Origin of the sequence: Bradyrhizobium sp. HKCCYLRH3073 (assembly GCF_051167995.1) — a bacterium.
GTDB lineage: Bacteria > Pseudomonadota > Alphaproteobacteria > Rhizobiales > Xanthobacteraceae > Bradyrhizobium.
Window position 1 is genome coordinate 791,837 of sequence record NZ_JBNPUD010000001.1, and the last position, 17,447, is coordinate 809,283.

Below are 17,447 nucleotides of genomic sequence, written 5' to 3' on the forward strand. Positions count from 1 at the left end.
TCATCATCTCCAACCTCACGAGAGCCCACGATCGCCGTGTTGGCCACTGACTACTTAGTCCCGCGGCAAGCCTCCTCTCCTCACCCTGAGGAGCCCGCCGAAGGCGGGCGTCTCGAAGGGCGAGGTCCCTGCTCGGACCTCGTGGCTCGCCCGGCGATGCGCAGCATCGTCCGCAGACGCGCCTTCGGCGCTCCTCACCATGAGGGTTAAGCTCCGAAACCGGCGCGGCACCCGGCCGGTCGGCGTCGCGGAGTGCGACGGCGCTATGGCTGCCCGACGGGCAAATCAGATCGCGCGTGAAAATCCTGTCCAGCCCTCCGCTGAAAAATAATCCACTTGCCGATTTCGCAAAATCAGCATTAGAGTCCGGCCCGTTCCGTTGCGTCGGAGGGGACGTATCGCGGTCGTCATGGACGTCGGCAGCGGAATGCGATGGGCGTGTGTCGTTGCAGCGTGATCATTCGCGCGGACGAACGGCGATGCACGCACGGTCAAGTCGCGCGGTCCTGACACCCCGATGCTGGTGTCACGCTTGCGCCGGCGCTCACGCGCCGCGCAGGCAACGGTGGCCAAAAGCCGGTGCGCCGGGGAGAACGCGAAGCAGCCGTCAAAACCATCGCGCAGGGAGGGCCGGGCGTATTCGGCCAGACCTGTGGTACCTGCCGCCTGCATTTTTTTGAGCAGGCGGGCCACGGGCGCGGCCAGCGCCCGGCCTTCCCTGCGCCCTCTTTGATGAGAGGGCGAAAAATCAAAGCTCGGGCGCAAAACGTGTCGCGAGGTCGCGAAACTATATTCTCATGCATCAGAAAGTGCTGTCGGACAACCTGAGCACGGCAGACAGTACGGGCGTCATTGCGAGCGCAGCGAAGCAATCCAGGATCTTGCCGCGGATGCGCTCTGGATTGCTTCGTCGCTGCGCTCCTCGCAATGACGGAAATCTTGGTGGGCGTCTCGTTTCAACAAACACGGTGTCGTCCCGGCGAACGCCGGGACCCATAACCCCAGGAAGATGTTGTTGCGCGAGATGTTGGACCAGGCTTGTTTCACCACGGCCGCCGCGGAGTATGGGTCCCGGCGTTCGCCGGGACGACAGCGGAGGTCGTGGCGATTGCTTGGCTCACACCGGCAGTGCAATCGAGTACTTGACCTGACTCAGGGCAAAGCTGCTCTCGATCGAGGCGATGCCGTCGAGCCGGGTCAGCTTCGTCTTCAAAAACGCCTCATAAGACGACAGATCGGCCGCCACCACGCGCAGCAGGTAGTCGCGATTGCCCGTCATCAGATAGCATTCCAGCACCTCGGGCCAGGCGGAGATCGCCTTTTCGAACCGCTTCAGGTCCTCCTCCTTCTGACGCGCCAGCTTGATGGAGATGAACACCGAGACGTGCAGCCCGAGCGCCTTCTGGTCGACGCTCGCGATGTAGCGGGTGATGACGCCGCGCTCCTCCAGCAATTTCACGCGGCGATGGCAGGGCGAGACCGAGAGGCCCACCTTGTCGGCCAGCTCCTGCATGGTGATGCGGCCGTCGGCCTGGAGGTGGCCGAGAATCTTGCGGTCGATGGCGTCGAGTTCTGGCATTGGAATCAAGTCGCTGAAAATGAGTTCAGGTTGATAAAATATCCCAATAGAGCCGCTCTGTGCGCGAAAAATTGAGAATTCTGGCCGTGGCAAGAGGATTAAAGTCCACGAATCCAGCAATACCCGGGGAGCAGCGCCATGGCCACGCCATCCGCATCGTCAGACCGTCTCGATATCCTGAATGCGCTGACCCGCAAGGCGTTGTGGCTGTCGTCCTGGACCATCCATCACGCCAACCACATCCGGCCCAACACCGATGGCCTCAAGGTCGGCGGCCACCAGGCGTCATCCGCCTCGCTCGCGACCATCATGTCGGCGCTGTACTTTTCGGTGCTGCGTCCGGAGGATCGCGTCGCGGTGAAGCCGCATGCGAGCCCGGTGTTCCACGCGATCCAGTATCTGTTCGGCCGGCAGACGCGCGAGAAGCTGGAGAATTTCCGCGGCTTCAAGGGCGCGCAATCCTATCCGTCGCGCACCAAGGATGTCGACGACGTCGACTTCTCGACCGGCTCGGTCGGGCTCGGCGTCGCGCAGACGCTGTTCTCGTCGCTGGTGCAGGACTACGTGCAGGCGCATGGCTGGATGAAGGATCGCCGCGAAGGCCGCATGATCGCGCTGGTCGGCGACGCCGAGATGGACGAGGGCAACATCTTCGAGGCGCTGGCCGAGGGCTGGAAGCACGGCCTGCGCAACACCTGGTGGATCGTCGACTACAACCGCCAGAGCCTGGACGCTGTCGTGCGCGAGGGCCTGTGGGAGAAGTTCGAGACCATGTTCCGCAATTTCGGCTGGGATGTGGTGATCGTCAAATACGGCCGGCTGATGCGCGAGGCGTTCGCCGAGCCCGGCGGCGAGGCGCTCAGGCGCTGGATCGACAATTGCCCGAACGCGCTCTACGCGGCTTTGTGCTTCCAGGGTGGGGCTGCCTTCCGCAAGCACATCCAGGACGAGATCGGTGACCAGGGCGACGTGACGCGGCTGCTCGACAAGCGCAGCGACGACGAACTGCTGGCGTTGATGTCGAACCTCGGCGGCCACGACATGGCGAGCATGCTGGAGGCGTTCGAGTCCATCGACCACGATCGCCCCGTCTGCTTCATCGCCTACACCATCAAGGGCGTCGGCCTGCCGTTCCAGGGCCACAAGGACAACCACGCCGGGCTGATGACAGTCGCGCAGATGGAGAAATGGCGCGCGCAGCAGAACATCCGCCCGGGCCATGAATGGGACAAGTTCGAGGGACTGACGCAGGATGCTTCGACGCTGGAGTCGTTCCTCGCCTCGGTGCCGTTCAACCGCGACGGCCGCCGGCTCGATGACGCCGTGTTCGACGTGCCCAGGCTGACCTTCACCGCCGCGGCCCAGATGTCGACGCAGCAGGGCTTTGGCCTGATCCTCAACGATCTCGCGCGCAGCGACAGCGCGATGGCCTCGCGCATCGTGACGTCGTCGCCGGACGTGACCGTCTCGACCAATCTCGGCGCCTGGGTCAACCGCCGTGGCCTGTTCGCGCGCGCCGAGAAGGCCGATTTGTTCCGCAGTGAGAAGATCCCCTCGACCTTCAACTGGGCGGCCTCGCCGAAGGGACAGCATATCGAGCTCGGCATCGCCGAGATGAACCTGTTCATCATGGCCTCGGCGCTCGGCCTGTCGCACGCCATCAATGGCGCGCGGCTGCTGCCCGTCGTGACCTTGTACGATCCCTTCATCGAGCGTGGCCTCGATGCGCTGAACTACGCCTGCTACCAGGATGCGCGCTTCATGGTGGCGGCGACGCCGTCCGGCGTGACCTTGGCGCCGGAAGGCGGTGCGCATCAGTCGATCGCGACGCCGTTGATCGGCATGGCGCAGGACGGGCTGTCGTCGTTCGAGCCGGCCTTCGTCGACGAGCTCGCCGTGATCATGAAATGGGGCTTTGCCCACATGCAAGCCGCGGCAGGCGAGGGCGGCTCGCTCTATCTGCGGCTGTCGACGCGCACCATCGATCAGCCGCAGCGGATCATGACGCCCGAGCTGGAGTCCGACATCGCCGCGGGCGCCTATTGGCTGCGCAAGCCGGGCCCGAATGCGGAGGTGATCGTCGCCTATACCGGCGCGGTCGCGCCGGAGGCGATCGAGGCGACCGGGCTGATCGGCGAGTCCCGCCGCGACGTCGGCCTGCTCGCGATCACCTCGGCCGACCGGCTGCATGCCGGATGGACGGCGGCGCGCAGCCTGCGCCGGCATCGCCGCGGCGGGCAGCATCTCAGCCACATCGAGCAGTTGCTGGCGCCGCTGCCGCGCGATTGCGGCATCGTCACCGTGATCGACGGCCATCCGGCGACGCTCGGCTGGCTCGGCTCGGTGCGCGGCCATCGCGTCGAGGCGCTGGGTGTGGAGAAATTCGGCCAGACCGGCACGATCGACGACCTTTATCGCCACAACGGCATGGACGCGAACGCGATCATCGACGCCGCCGAGAGCCTCACCGGCGCCCCGGTGAGGCATCGCAAGATGGCGGTGTGAGAGGGGGCGGAAACAAGGACGCCGCCTCGCTCACCTGGGGTGAAGGAGACGGCGTCGCAACTTGGATCAAATGTCTACGTGCTAAAAGGCCAAGCAATAAGAACAGGCGAAAATATCGGTTCTGAAATCGTGTCCGGCGTCCTTTCGAGATGCCGGGATGTCTATGACGGGGAGATTAGCCACGGCGATCCAACGGCGATGTGAAGCAGTTCACATCTTGGAAATGAATCTTCGGCGACGGGAATTCTGCCATCCGGAATGATGGCCGGTTAGCGGCGAAAGAGGGAGCCACGCTTGTTGCGATGCAAAATGGAGCGGCGACGAAACGCAGGCGCGTCGGCTTGCGCCGGTCGCGGGCTTGCTCCTATATCCGCGGGACGCAACCCCGGTCCCCGCATGTGGCGGGTTCATCCCGCGGATCGCGCGTGCCAGGATGCCGGTCCGCGCGCAGCCGCTCCCCCATATGCTTCCACGTGAAGAGGTTTTCCGATGGTCAATCGCCTGCAATTCTACATCGACGGCGCCTGGGTCGATCCGGTCGTCAAGAAGTCCACCCCGGTCATCAATCCGGCGACCGAGGAGGCGATGTATGAGGTTGCGCTGGGCTCCAAGGCCGATGTCGACAAGGCCGTCGCCGCCGCCAAGCGCGCCTTCGAGACCTTTTCGCAGACCTCGCGCGATGAGCGCGTCGCCCTGCTCGAGAAGATCATCGCGATCTACAAGGGCCGCATGAAGGAGATCGGCGCCGCCGTCTCCGACGAGATGGGCGCGCCGCTGCCGATGGCGGAGAAGCTGCAGGCCGGCGCCGGCCTCGGCCATCTGATGTCGACGCTCGACGTGCTTAAGAAATACGAGTTCGAGGAGACGCTTCCGGCGTCCGTGGTCGTGCGCGAGCCGGTGGGCGTGGTGGGCATGATCACGCCCTGGAACTGGCCGCTCAATCAGATCGCCTGCAAGGTCGCGCCGGCGCTGGCCGCGGGCTGCACCATGATCCTGAAGCCGTCGGAATTCACTCCGACCTCGGCGCTGATCTTCGCCGAGATCCTGCATGAAGCCGGCGTGCCGAAGGGCGTGTTCAACCTCATCAACGGCCTCGGGCCGGAGGTCGGCGCCGCCATGAGCGAACATCCGGACATCGACATGATCTCGTTCACCGGCTCAACCCGCGCCGGCATCGACGTCGCCAAGCGCGCAGCGCCGACGGTGAAGCGCGTCAGCCAGGAGCTCGGCGGCAAGTCGCCGAACGTGATCCTGGAGGGGGCGGACCTCACCAAGGCGGTGACCGGCGGCGTCATGCACATGTTCAACAACTCGGGCCAGTCCTGCAACGCGCCGTCGCGCATGATCGTGCCGGCCGCGCGGATGAAGGAAGTGGCCGCGATCGCCAAGGGCGTCGCCGACAAGACCAAGGCCGGCGATCCCCGCGGCGAGGGCACCACGATCGGCCCGGTCGTCAATCGCGGCCAGTGGGACAAGATCCAGGCCCTCATCAACAAGGGTATCGAGGAGGGCGCGACGCTCGTGGCTGGCGGTCCGGGCCTGCCCGAGGGCGTCAACAAGGGCTTCTACGTCCGTCCGACCATCTTCGCCGACGTCAAGCCTGACATGACGATCTCGCGCGAGGAGATTTTCGGGCCGGTGCTCGTCATCATCGGTGCGCAGGACGAGTCCGAGGCGGTGAAGATTGCCAACGACACGCCCTATGGTCTTGCCGGCTACGTCTCGGCTCCGACGATCGAGAAGGCCCGCGAGGTCGGCCGCAAGATCCGCGCCGGCAACGTCAATTTGCAGGGCGTGCCGAACGACCGCACGGCGCCGTTCGGCGGCTACAAGCAGTCCGGCAACGGCCGCGAATGGGGCAAGTTCGGTCTCGAGGAGTATCTCGAGGTCAAGGCGGTCGCGGGCTACAACGCGGCCTGATCGGTGAGGATGCGTAGGGTGGGCAAAGCGCAGCGTGCCCACCGTTCGCGCCGACAACGAAGCAGGTGGGCACGGCGCTCCGCGCCTTTGCCCACCGTACGGGACCGGATGTCAGCCCCCCAGCGCGCCCTGCGTGTTCACGTAGAGTGCGTAGATCGACTGGCTGGCAGCCATGAACAGGCGGTTGCGCTTGAGGCCGCCGAAGCAGACGTTGGCGCAGCGCTCGGGCAAAGCGATGCGGCCGATCGGCGCGCCATCCGGCGCGAACACCATGACGCCATCGAGCTCGGGCGAGCCCATGCCCCAGCCGCACCAGAGATTGCCGTCGACGTCGCAGCGCATGCCGTCCGGCGTGCCTGGGCCGGCATCGATGTGGACGCGCTTGTTGGTGAGCGTCGTGCCGTCGGCGGAGACGTCACAGGCGAGGATCTTGCGCGTCGGCACGCCGCGGGATTCGACGATGTAGAGGATGGATTCGTCGGGCGAGAAGCACAGCCCGTTCGGCCCCAGCACGCCTTCGGCGACGATGGTCGCTTGGCCGGTGGCAGCGTCGATCCGGTACACGTGGGTGTCGATCTCCGGCTCGGCCTTGTAGCCCTCGTAATTGCCGAGCAGGCCGAAGGTCGGATCGGTGAACCAGATCGAGCCGTCGGACTTCACCACGACGTCGTTCGGCGAGTTCAGCCGCTTGCCGTTGAAGGAATCCATCAGCACGGTGATCGAGCCGTCGTATTCGGTGCGCGTGACGCGGCGGCCGCCATGCTCGCAGGTGACGAGCCGTCCCTGCCGGTCACGGGTGTTGCCGTTGGCGAAATTGGAGGGCTTGCGGAAGATCGAGACCGCGCCGGTCTCCTCCTCCCATTTGAGGATGCGCTGGTTGGGAATATCGCTGCAGAGGAGATAGCGCCCGTCGCCAAACCACACCGGCCCCTCTGCCCAGCGCAGCCCGGTGGCGAGCCGCTCGACCGCGGAGAGCTTGAGCCAGTATTTCTCGAAGCGCGGATCCAGCGCCTGGATCGCCGGATCGGGATAGAAGGTGGCAGGGCGAAAGCCCTGCGCGTGAGCGTTTCCGTCGGACATTTGGCCGGTCCTGTTATTGCGCCGTTACGATCTCTGCTATCATCGCCAAGCAATGACCGCAAACCTGCGGGCCGAACAAGAGGGATGAAATGCCACGTATCTTGATGACCGGAGCGAGCGGTGGAATCGGCACTTCCTTGCGGAAGCTGCTGCCGCCGATCTATCCGGACCTTCTGCTCAGCGACCTCAGACCGCCGGCGGATCTGTCCAGCCAGGAGACGTTCAAGGCGGCCGATCTTGCCGACCTGTCCCAGGTCGAGGCGCTGTGCGAGGGCGTCGACGGCATCATCCATTTCGGCGGCTACTCGGTCGAAGGACCGTGGAGCGACATCCTGCAGGCCAACATCATCGGCGGCTACAATCTGTTCGAGGCCGCCCGCCGCAAGGGTGTGAAGCGCGTGGTGTTCGCGTCGTCGAACCACGCGGTCGGCTTCTATCCGCGCCATCGCAAGATCGACAACGACGTGCAGCCGCGCCCCGACGGCCGCTACGGCGTCAGCAAGGTGTTCGGCGAGGCGCTCGGGTCTCTGTATGCCGACAAGCACGGGCTGAAGGTCACGTGCCTTCGCATCGGCAATTTCGGCGACAAGCCGCTCGACAAGCGCCGTCTGTCGATCTGGCTGAAGCCGGAGGATCTCGTGCAGCTCTGCCGCATCGGCCTGGAGCATCCGGACATCCACTTCGAGGTGCTGTACGGCGCCTCGCTCAATGAACGCGCCTGGTGGGACAACCAGCGCGCCTATGATCTCGGCTACCGCCCGACCGGCCGCGCCGAGGATTTCCGCGAGCACGCCATGGCCGAGCAGGCCAAGCTGCCGGCCGATCCGATTGGGGACTATTTCCAGGGCGGCGCGTTCTGCACCACGGAGTTCGATGGCGACACCAGCCGGATCATCGATTGGGGGTGATCCAAGGTCGGCATTCCGGGGCGCGTCCGCAGGACGCGAACCCGGAATCTCGACATGAGAGTTTAAACCACTTCTGGATTCCGGGTTCGCGCTTCGCGCGCCCCGGAATAACGAGACAGAGCAACGAAAGAAAAGAAGACCATGACCGACGGCCTGCGCAAGGGACTGACCGCTTACGGCGATGCCGGATTCTCGCTGTTCCTGCGCAAGGCCTTCATCAAGGCGGCCGGCTATTCCGATGACGCGCTCGATCGTCCGATCGTCGGCATCACCAACACCTACAGCGACTACAATCCCTGCCATGGCAACGTGCCGCAGATTTTGGAAGCGGTGAAGCGCGGCGTCATGCTGTCCGGCGCGATGCCGTTCGTGTTTCCGACCATCTCGATCGCCGAGAGTTTTGCGCATCCGACCTCGATGTATCTGCGCAACCTGATGGCGATGGAAACCGAGGAGATGATCCGCGCGCAGCCGATGGACGCCGTTGTCGTCATCGGCGGTTGCGACAAGACCTTGCCGGCGCAGATCATGGCCGCGGTGTCCGCCGATCTGCCGACCGTGGTCATTCCGGTCGGACCGATGGTGGTCGGGCATCACAAGGGCGAGGTGCTCGGCGCCTGCACCGATTGCCGACGTCTCTGGGCGAAGTATCGCGCCGGTGAGATGGACGGCAGCGAGATCGATGCGGTCAACGGCCGGCTCGCGCCTTCGGTCGGCACCTGCATGGTGATGGGCACGGCCTCGACCATGGCCTGCATCACCGAGGCGCTCGGCCTGTCCCTGCCGATGAGCGCGACCATCCCGGCGCCCCACGCCGAGCGCTTCCGCTCGGCCGAGGCCAGCGGCCGGGTCGCGGCTGAGATGGCCAAGGTGAAGGGACCGAAGCCGAGCGAACTGCTGACCCCTGCGGCGTTCCGGAATGCGCAGGTGGTGCTGCAGGCGATCGGCGGCTCGACCAACGGGCTCGTGCATCTCACCGCCATCGCCGGCCGGACGCCGCACAGGATCGACCTCGATGCGTTCGACTGCATCGGGCGCGAGGTGCCGGTGCTGGTCGACCTCAAGCCGTCCGGCGATCACTACATGGAGCATTTCCACCACGCCGGTGGCGTGCCGAAGCTGATGAAGCAGCTTGGCGATCTCATCGACCTCGATTGCCGCTCGATCACCGGCCAGTCGCTGCGCGACATCGTCGCTGCGGCGGAGGATGTTCCCGGGCAGGACGTGATCCGCGCGCGCGATGACGCGATCAAGCCGGAAGGCGGCCTTGCCGTGCTGCGCGGCAATCTGGCGCCGCGCGGCGCAGTCATCAAGCATTCGGCGGCGAGCCCGAAGCTGCTGCAACATACCGGGCGCGCCGTCGTGTTCGAGTCGGTGGAGGACATGACCCTGCGGGTCGATGATCCCGCTCTCGATGTTTCGGCCGACGACGTCCTGGTGTTGCGCAATGCCGGACCCAAGGGCGCGCCAGGCATGCCGGAGGCGGGGTACCTGCCGATTCCGAAGAAGCTCGGGCGCGGCGGCACCAAGGACATGGTGCGCATCTCCGATGCGCGCATGAGCGGCACCGCGTTCGGCACCATCGTCCTTCACATCACGCCGGAGTCCGCCGTCGGCGGTCCGCTGGCGCTGGTGCGGAGCGGCGACATGATCCGGCTCGATGTCGAAAAGCGCAGCATCGACCTGCTGGTCGACGACGCCGAGTTGGACCGGCGTCGCGCTGCGCTGAAGCAAGCCGCAACGCCCGAATGGGCCGAGCGCGGCTATGCGCATCTCTTCCATGCAACGATCCTGCAGGCCGACGACGGCTGCGATTTCGATTTCATGCGCCGGAAAGGGAAGAGTTGAGCGCAGTCCTACTTTCCCTTGCTGGTGAACCGCTTCACGGCGGCGCGGAATTCGTCGGTGTGCATGCAATTGATGATCGCATCCCGCTCGGCCGCCAGCTGGTCTTCGACCGAGCTGGTCAGTGCGCGATGGATCAGCGCCTTGGTCGCAGCGATCCCCGCCGGCATGTTCTGCGCCAGTCGCTGCGCCAGCGCTTCGGTGGCTGCAGCGAGCCCGGGGGCGGGGACGACTTTCGCGACCAAGCCCCATTCATGGGCCTGCGCGGCCGTGAAGCTGTCCTCCGCCAGGAAGATCTGCAACGCCCGCCTGATGCCCACAGTGGCGACCATGCCAACTGTACCGCCGCCGTCGGGCGACACGCCGAGCTTGGCATAGGCCGGCGTGAAGCGCGCGTCCTCGGCGGCGATGCAGAGGTCGGCGGCGAAGGCGAGCGACATCCCTGCGCCGGCGGCGGAGCCGTGCACGCTCGCCAGCACGATCTTGGGCATGCGCCGCAGGCTCGCGATGAAAGCATGGTAGTGATGCAGCAGTTCGCTGACGACAGGCGTGATAGCGTTGGCCTCAGCGGCAGCGCCGATCGTCTGCAGATCGCCGCCGGCGCAGAAGGCGCGGCCTTCGCCTTTCAGGATCAGCACGCGGATGGTCTCGTCGGCCTCTACTTGGGCTGCAAGCAGCTCCAAGCGCTTCGCAATCGCAAGGTTGATGGCGTTGAACGCCGCCGGGCGGTCGAGCGTGATGGTCGCGATCGGACCCTCGATGCTCAGGCGGGCAGGTTCCGCTACGGCGTCCGACATTCATACCTCCCGGGCGTGGTTCTTGTTGCCGCATTTAAACCGCACGGCGGAACCGGTGACAATGCCGGGCAAGTCTGCCAAAACCCGGTTCCGTCGGCATGGACAATGACAGAATGGGGCAGGGCGCAGTGACGAAGGGACCGGTGGTGATCGTGGGTGCGGGGCATGCGGGATTCCAGCTCGCGACCTCGCTGCGTCAGGCAGGCTTTGCCGATCCGATTCACCTGATCAACGACGAACCGCATCTGCCGTATCAGCGCCCGCCGCTGTCGAAGGCCTATCTCAAGGGCACCGGCGGTCCCGAGACCCTGATGTTTCGGCCGCAGAAGTTCTACGCGGACCAGACCATCGATCTCGTCTACGATCGTGCCGTCGCGGTTCAGCGCGATCAGCGCAAGGTGCAGCTCGCCTCCGGTCGGACGCTCGACTATGGGCACCTCGTGTTCGCGACCGGTGCGCGCAACCGGCTGCTCGACATTCCCAACGCCAATCTCCCGGCCGTGCGCTATCTGCGCATTCTCGACGACAGCGAAACGCTGCGAGGCTTGCTCGCCGATGCCAAGCGGGCCGTGGTGATCGGCGCCGGCTTCATCGGTCTCGAATTCGCGGCGACCGCGCGGATCAAGGGCCTCGAGGTCGACGTGCTCGAGCTCGGCGCGCGGGTGATGGCGCGGGCCGTGACCGCCGAAATCTCGGACTACTTCCAGAAGCAGCATGCGGAAGCCGGCGTGCGCATCCATCTCGGCGTGCAGGCCACCAGCATCGAGGCCGACGGCAACAAGGTCACCGGCGTCAGCCTCAGCGATGGTCGGCACATCCCCGCCGATCTCGTCGTGGTCGGCGTCGGCGTGCTGCCGAATGTCGAGCTTGCGGCCGAGGCGGGACTGCGGGTCGCCTCGGGGATCGTGGTCGACGAATATCTGCTCACCAGCGACCCGCACATCTCGGCCATCGGCGACTGCGCGCTGTTTGCCAGCCAACGCTTTGGCGGCACGCTGCGGCTGGAGTCGGTGCAGAACGCCACCGATCATGCCCGCTGCGTCGCGGCGCGGCTGACGGGCGACGTCAAGCCCTATGACGGGCAGCCGTGGTTCTGGAGCGATCAGGCCAACGACAAGCTGCAGATCGCGGGGCTCACCACGGGCTATGACCAGGTCGTGCTGCGCGGGGATCCGGCGCAAAAGGCGTTCTCCGCATTCTGTTACAAAGAGGGCCGGCTGGTCGGCATCGAGTCGGTCAACCGCGCCGGCGACCATATGTTCGGCCGCAAGTTGCTTGCTGCGGGCGGCACCTTGGATGCAGCCAAGGCCGCTGATCCCAGCTTCGACCTGAAGAGCGCTCTCGCCTAGAGCAGCGCGCGCACCTCCTCGGCAGTGGGCATCGACGGGCCGGCGCCCATCCGCTGCACCGAGATCGACGCCGCAGCGTTGGCGTAGGCGATCGCATCCGCGATCGCCGCGCCCTGCGACAGTCGCGCCGCCAGCGCGCCGACGAAGCAGTCGCCGGCGCCCGTGGTGTCGACAGCCTTGACCGCGCGGCCTTCGACCAGCCTTGCCTCGGCACCAGAGACCGCGACCGCGCCGCGCGCGCCGAGCGTGACGCAGACCGTCTGATCGTCGCGAGGCTTGAGCGCGCGAACTGCCTCATTCACCTTCTGCGGCGTCGGTGCTTCGCCGACCTCGATGCCGGCCAGAACACCCAGCTCGGTTTCGTTGAGGACGAGGACGTCGACCAGCGCGAACAGCTCGCGGCCAAAGGCGCTGGCGGGGGCGGGGTTGAGGATCGTGGTGGCGCCGGCCGCTTTTGCTCGCTGGAAGAAGGCGGCGATGGTCGCTTGCGGGATCTCGAATTGGCTGACCGCCACGTCACCCGCCGTCAGGGCAATCTGCGCCACGTCATCGGCGCTGACCTCGGCGTTTGCGCCGGGGATCACCACGATCGTGTTGTCGGCGTTCGCCAGCGTGATGATCGCGGTGCCCGTCGACGCGTCCGCGCTGTCCTTGACCGCGGCGAGGTCGATGCCCTGAGCCGTGAGAAATGCGCGCAGCTGCTCGCCGAAGGCGTCGCGGCCGAGGCGGCCGATCAGCGCCGTCGGCGCGCCGAGCTTGGCGGCTGAGACCGCCTGGTTCGCGCCCTTGCCGCCGGGAAAGTACATCACCGACCGGCCGGCGACGGTCTCGCCGATGCGCGGATGGCGCTCGGCCGCCGCCACCACATCCATGTTGATGCTGCCGGCGACGACGACCCGTCCCATCCGCTTTTCTCCCAAACAGCCGCTAGACGCGCGCCTCGAATTCCTGCCGGACCAGCTCGATATCGGCGAGCGTCGGCAGGCCGGCCTCGTTGCCGAGCTTCTGGATCTTGAACGTCGAGGCCGCGCGCGCGAACTCGAAATGCTCCTTCCAGCCCTTGGCGGGATCGGCGAGGTACGAATACACATACGCGCCGTGGAAGACGTCGCCGGCGCCATTGGTGTCGATCACGCGCTCGCGCGGGATCGGATAGGCCGGCAGCGTATGCACGGCGCCGACCTCGTCATACCAGAGCAGGCCCTTCTCGCCCTGGGTGACGCCGCCGATGCGGCAGCCGCGGCTCTTCAGGTAGTCGAGCATCTTTTCCGGCGTGAGATCCATCTGCTCGCACAGCCGCTCGGCGACGATCGCGACGTCGATATATTCGAGCAGCTCATGGGTGTTGGTGCGCAGGCCGCCGCCGTCGAGCGAGGTCAGGATGCCGGCCTCGCGGCACAGCTTGGCATAATGCAACGCGGCGTCGGGCTGGTGGCCGTCGACATGCAGCGCCCGGCAATTGCCGAGATTGAGCAGCGGGAACGGATGGATGTGCGCATCGTCGCGACAGCGCACGATCGCGCGCTTGCCGTCCTTCGGCATGATGAAGGACAGCGATGAGGCATTGACCTTCCGGGGATGGACGGAGATGCCGTATTTCGCGGTCATGTCCTGAAACATCCGCCCGAGCCAGTCATTCGCGACGGTCGCGATCAGGTCGGGCACGATGCCGAGCTTGGCGCAGCAAAATGCCGCAGTCACCGCATTGCCGCCGAACGAGACGGCATAGTCGGACGCCACGTGCTTCTCGTCCCCCGTCGGCATGTGGTCGGTAATGAACGTAACGTCGATGTAGGTCTGTCCGATGAAGAGGGCCTGCATTGCCATTTTTGTCTCACTCAAGGGGTGGTCGCGGCCCCGGCGCCGCAGATTAGCAAGCGGTCAAAGCGGATCAACGCTGAAATTCTTCGTCAAATCGTCACCTTGGTGGTTGAGATCGGCCGTCTGCTACCGGTGGCCCCCTGCCGCCGGCGCGCGGGTCGCGCTATGGTTGCCGGCCTGCAGAAACGCAGATTCGGGAGTGGAATATGACTGTCTATGCGGGTCCGGTCTTCGAGATGGCCACCAATCAGTTCAACGTGATCGCCGACCATCTTGGCATCCCAGCCGACGAGCGGGACCGGCTGCTTTTGCCGAAGCGGGCGATCACCGTCTCGTGTCCGATCCACAAGGATGACGGCACGATCGCGGTCTATGAAGGCTACCGGGTCCAGCATCTGCTGACGATGGGGCCGACGAAGGGCGGCACGCGATTCGCCCCGACGGTCGACATTGGCGAGGTCGCCGCGCTCGCGATCTGGATGAGCTGGAAATGCGCGCTGGTCGGGTTGCCGTACGGCGGCGCCAAGGGCGGCATCACCGTCGATCTGTCCAAACTGTCCCGGCGCGAGCTCGAATCGCTGTCCCGCCGCTACATGCAGGAGATGATCCCTTTCGTTGGCCCGCATACCGACGTGATGGCGCCCGACATGGGCACCAATGAGCAGGTGATGGCCTGGTTCATGGACACGTATTCGATGTACCAGGGCCAGACCGTGACCGAGATCGTCACCGGCAAGCCGGTGTTTTCCGGCGGCACGCTCGGCCGCCGGGAGGCGACCGGCCGCGGCGTCGCCCATGTGTCGAGGCGGGTGATGGATGAGCTGGGCATCGACCCGACCACGTCCACGGCCGTGGTGCAGGGCTTCGGCAATGTCGGCTCCTATGCCGCGCTCGGCTTCCACCGGATGGGTATGAAGGTGATTGCGGTCAGCGATCACACCGGCGCCCTCCATGATCCGCGCGGCCTCGACGTCCCGGCCTTGATGGCGCACGCCGCGAAGCATGGCAGCATCGCCGGGTTCTCGACCGAACTCGCCTTCGATCCACACCAGATCCTGACCCTGGCCTGCGACATCCTCGTGCCGGCGGCCGTCGAGCGCGTGATCGACGCCAAGGTGGCGGCTCATCTGAAATGCCGGGTGATCGCGGAGGCCGCCAACGGTCCGACCACGCCGGATGCTGATCTGGTGCTGGAGCAGCGCCGCAAGGAGATCTTCGTCATTCCCGACATCCTCTGCAATTCCGGTGGCGTCATCGTCAGCTACTTCGAATGGGTGCAGGATCTGCAGCAGCTGTTCTGGGAGGAGGAGGAGGTGATGCGCAGGGAGTACCAGATCCTCGACCGCGCCTTCGAGCGCATGCTGGCGCGCGCCAAGGCCGACGACATCTCGCACCGGACAGCCGCGATGGCGATCGGCGTCGAGAAGGTGCGCAACGCCAAGAACTCGCGGGGGCTGTTTCCGTGATCACCGGGCTCGACCACGTCGTCGTCCTTCTCGACGACATCCAGGCGGGCAGCGCCGCGTTCGAGACGCTGCTGGCGCGCAAGCCGTCCTGGCAGAATTCGGGCGAGGGCGCCGACCGCGTCCTGTTCACACTCGACAATATGAGCCTGGAGCTGATGGCGCCGGCAGGCCAGGGCGTGGCCGCCGACCGCATCCGCAACGTGATCAAGATCTGGGGAGAGGGGCTCGCCAGCATCTGCTTTGCCACCGGCGATATCGGCAAGATGCACCGGCGGCTGGAGCGGGTCGCGCTGAAGCCGGACCCGATCGCCGAGGTCGACAACACCGATCGCATCTCGGGCCAGACGCTGCATTGGAAGCGCACCCGCGCCATGACCGATCTCACGCGTGGCGTGCGCATGTTCTTCCTCGAGCTTGCCGAGCCCCGCCCGCCGTCCGCCAAGACCGCCGGCTCGGCCGTGCTCGGCCTCGACCATATCGTGATCTCGACCGAGGACCCCGAACGCGCCGCCGCGCTCTACGGCGCGCGGCTCGGCCTCGACATGGCGCTCGACCGCAGCCATCAGGAATGGGGCCAGTTGATGTTCTTCCGCTGCGGCGACCTGATCGTCGAGGTGGTGAAGCGGCCGGTCGCCGGCAACGACAAGGCCCATGACAAGCTGTGGGGCCTGAGCTGGCGCGTCGCCGACATCGAGGCCACGCGCGCGCGGCTGCTCGACGCCGGCCTGCAGGTCTCCGAGCCACGGGCCGGCCGCAAGCCGGGCACCCGGGTGATGAGCCTCTACAGCGGCACCTGCGGTATCCACACGCTGATCCTGGAGAAGACCCCGCGCGTGGCGGAGTGAGGGATTCGCGGAGCGTGGAGAGGCGTTCGGACAACGGCACGGCAGGTCGCGAGCAACGCTAGTGCGTCGGGATGCGCTCAGCTCTTTCGACCCGTCATGGCCGGGCTCGTCCCGGCCATCCACGTAGCACCGCACACGCCGGACGACGTGGATGGCCGGGACGGGCCCGGGCATGACGAGAATTCCCGTGGCAGTCTCGACGCCGCGCAAGGGCAGGCGGTGATATAGATTGGGACGGTTTCCAGAGTTTCGCCTCAGCCGATGACCTCTCCTATCGTCGTCCCTTCGTCTGGTCCGCGCCGTGTCTTCATGCTCGGCGCGACGGGAACGATCGGCCGCGCCACCGTGCGTGCGCTGGTCGCGCGGGGGCATGAGGTGGTCTGCTTCGTCCGTCCGCGCCAGGACGCCGTGCGGGTCCAGGGTGCCACCGTCAGAACGGGCGACGTCACCGATCCCGTCTCGCTGGCGCGGGACGGCTTTCGCGGTGAGCATTTCGACGCCGTGGTGTCCTGCATGGCCTCGCGCACCGGCGTGCCGCGCGATGCCTGGGCGGTCGACCACCAGGCTCATGTGAACGTGCTGAAGGCCGGCCGCAATGCAGGCGTGACGCACTTCGTGATGCTGTCTGCCATCTGCGTGCAGAAGCCGCTGCTGGCGTTTCAGCAGGCCAAGCTGGCGTTCGAAGCGCATCTGATGGAGCAGGGCCTGATCCATTCGATCGTTCGTCCCACCGCGTTCTTCAAGTCGCTGTCCGGGCAGGTCGAGCGTGTCAGACAGGGCCGGCCATATCTCGTGTTCGGCGATGGCCGTCTCACCGCGTGCAAGCCGATCAGCGACGCCGATCTCGGCGACTACTTGGCCGGCTGCCTCGATGACGAGAGCTGCTGGAATCGCGTGCTGCCAATCGGCGGCCCCGGACCGGCCATCACGCCGCTGGAGCAGGGCGAGCATCTGTTCGCGCTGCTCGGACGCAAGCCGCACATCCGCCACGTCCCGGTGGCGCTGCTCGACGTCGTCATCCGCGGGCTCGATCTTGCCGGTCGGGTCGTGCCGTCGCTCGCCGACAAGGCGGAGCTCGCCCGCATCGGCCGCTACTACGCCACCGAATCCATGCTGGTGCTCGACCCCGCCACCGGCCGCTACGACGCCGACGCCACGCCGTCGACGGGTTCGGAGACGCTGTTCGACTACTACGCCAGGCTGATCCGCGGCGAGGCCACGGCCGAGCGCGGCGACCACGCGGTGTTCTGAAATCCCCAGCGCGCTGTTGAGCATTCCACCCTCTCCATCGTCAAGCCCGGGCATGACGAGTAACTCGATAGCTCGCCCCTC

General features: G+C 66.0%; 14 protein-coding genes. 8 read left to right on the forward strand and 6 right to left on the reverse strand.

Features of this window, described 5'->3' with window-relative positions; genetic code table 11:
- Window positions 1-285 precede the first annotated feature (285 nt).
- Window positions 286-693, reverse strand: coding sequence for a hypothetical protein (locus tag ACQR1X_RS03585; protein ID WP_315802531.1), 408 nt, complete (start codon window positions 691-693; stop codon window positions 286-288).
- Between the two features lie 424 nt (window positions 694-1,117).
- Window positions 1,118-1,579 (reverse strand): Lrp/AsnC family transcriptional regulator, encoded by a 462-nt coding sequence (locus ACQR1X_RS03590; protein WP_434882235.1) that lies wholly within the window; start codon window positions 1,577-1,579, stop codon window positions 1,118-1,120.
- A 138-nt stretch (window positions 1,580-1,717) separates the two neighbouring features.
- Between ACQR1X_RS03590 and ACQR1X_RS03595 the strand changes: the two genes are divergently transcribed.
- Entirely contained in the window at window positions 1,718-4,084 is a 2,367-nt protein-coding gene (locus ACQR1X_RS03595) for a transketolase (RefSeq protein WP_434873689.1), read from the forward strand.
- 489 nt (window positions 4,085-4,573) lie between these two features.
- Window positions 4,574-6,004, forward strand: a complete 1,431-nt coding sequence (locus ACQR1X_RS03600) for an aldehyde dehydrogenase family protein (protein ID WP_434873690.1) — start codon at window positions 4,574-4,576, stop codon at window positions 6,002-6,004.
- 111 nt (window positions 6,005-6,115) lie between these two features.
- On the opposite strand, the gene ACQR1X_RS03605 is transcribed toward ACQR1X_RS03600, so the two are convergent.
- The gene (locus ACQR1X_RS03605) at window positions 6,116-7,084 is read right to left on the reverse strand and encodes an SMP-30/gluconolactonase/LRE family protein (RefSeq protein ID WP_434898339.1); all 969 of its coding nucleotides are present in this window, start codon (window positions 7,082-7,084) and stop codon (window positions 6,116-6,118) included.
- An 89-nt stretch (window positions 7,085-7,173) separates the two neighbouring features.
- Here ACQR1X_RS03605 and ACQR1X_RS03610 point away from each other — a divergent pair, with 89 nt between their 5' ends.
- Together ACQR1X_RS03610 and ACQR1X_RS03615 are read left to right on the forward strand one after the other, a co-directional pair.
- Window positions 7,174-7,992 (forward strand): NAD-dependent epimerase/dehydratase family protein, encoded by an 819-nt coding sequence (locus ACQR1X_RS03610; protein WP_315805865.1) that lies wholly within the window; start codon window positions 7,174-7,176, stop codon window positions 7,990-7,992.
- Window positions 7,993-8,133: 141 nt separating this feature from the next.
- Window positions 8,134-9,840 carry an IlvD/Edd family dehydratase gene (locus ACQR1X_RS03615; protein ID WP_434898340.1) on the forward strand — a complete coding sequence of 569 codons (1,707 nt, stop codon included), beginning with the start codon at window positions 8,134-8,136 and terminating at the stop codon, window positions 9,838-9,840.
- A gap of 8 nt (window positions 9,841-9,848) precedes the next feature.
- Here the strand turns inward: ACQR1X_RS03615 and ACQR1X_RS03620 are convergent, their stop codons facing one another.
- Window positions 9,849-10,634, reverse strand: a complete 786-nt coding sequence (locus tag ACQR1X_RS03620; protein WP_434898341.1) for an enoyl-CoA hydratase/isomerase family protein — start codon at window positions 10,632-10,634, stop codon at window positions 9,849-9,851.
- Window positions 10,635-10,747: 113 nt separating this feature from the next.
- Between ACQR1X_RS03620 and ACQR1X_RS03625 the strand changes: the two genes are divergently transcribed.
- Window positions 10,748-11,983, forward strand: coding sequence for an NAD(P)/FAD-dependent oxidoreductase (locus tag ACQR1X_RS03625; protein WP_434898385.1), 1,236 nt, complete (start codon window positions 10,748-10,750; stop codon window positions 11,981-11,983).
- On the opposite strand, the gene rbsK is transcribed toward ACQR1X_RS03625, so the two are convergent.
- Window positions 11,980-12,888 (reverse strand): ribokinase, encoded by a 909-nt coding sequence (gene rbsK / locus ACQR1X_RS03630; protein WP_434898342.1) that lies wholly within the window; start codon window positions 12,886-12,888, stop codon window positions 11,980-11,982. The two genes, ACQR1X_RS03625 and rbsK, sit on opposite strands and share 4 nt — an antisense overlap.
- A gap of 22 nt (window positions 12,889-12,910) precedes the next feature.
- Window positions 12,911-13,804 carry a sugar kinase gene (locus tag ACQR1X_RS03635; protein ID WP_315805870.1) on the reverse strand — a complete coding sequence of 298 codons (894 nt, stop codon included), beginning with the start codon at window positions 13,802-13,804 and terminating at the stop codon, window positions 12,911-12,913.
- 206 nt (window positions 13,805-14,010) lie between these two features.
- Between ACQR1X_RS03635 and ACQR1X_RS03640 the strand changes: the two genes are divergently transcribed.
- The 3 genes from ACQR1X_RS03640 (at window position 14,011) to ACQR1X_RS03650 (ending at window position 17,366) form a co-directional block, all read left to right on the forward strand.
- The gene (locus ACQR1X_RS03640; RefSeq protein WP_434898343.1) at window positions 14,011-15,270 is read left to right on the forward strand and encodes a Glu/Leu/Phe/Val family dehydrogenase; all 1,260 of its coding nucleotides are present in this window, start codon (window positions 14,011-14,013) and stop codon (window positions 15,268-15,270) included.
- Window positions 15,267-16,115 (forward strand): VOC family protein, encoded by an 849-nt coding sequence (locus tag ACQR1X_RS03645; RefSeq protein ID WP_434898344.1) that lies wholly within the window; start codon window positions 15,267-15,269, stop codon window positions 16,113-16,115. Before ACQR1X_RS03640 ends, ACQR1X_RS03645 begins: the two co-directional genes overlap by 4 nt.
- Before the next feature lie 309 nt (window positions 16,116-16,424).
- Entirely contained in the window at window positions 16,425-17,366 is a 942-nt protein-coding gene (locus ACQR1X_RS03650) for an NAD(P)H-binding protein (RefSeq protein ID WP_434894279.1), read from the forward strand.
- Window positions 17,367-17,447 lie beyond the last annotated feature (81 nt).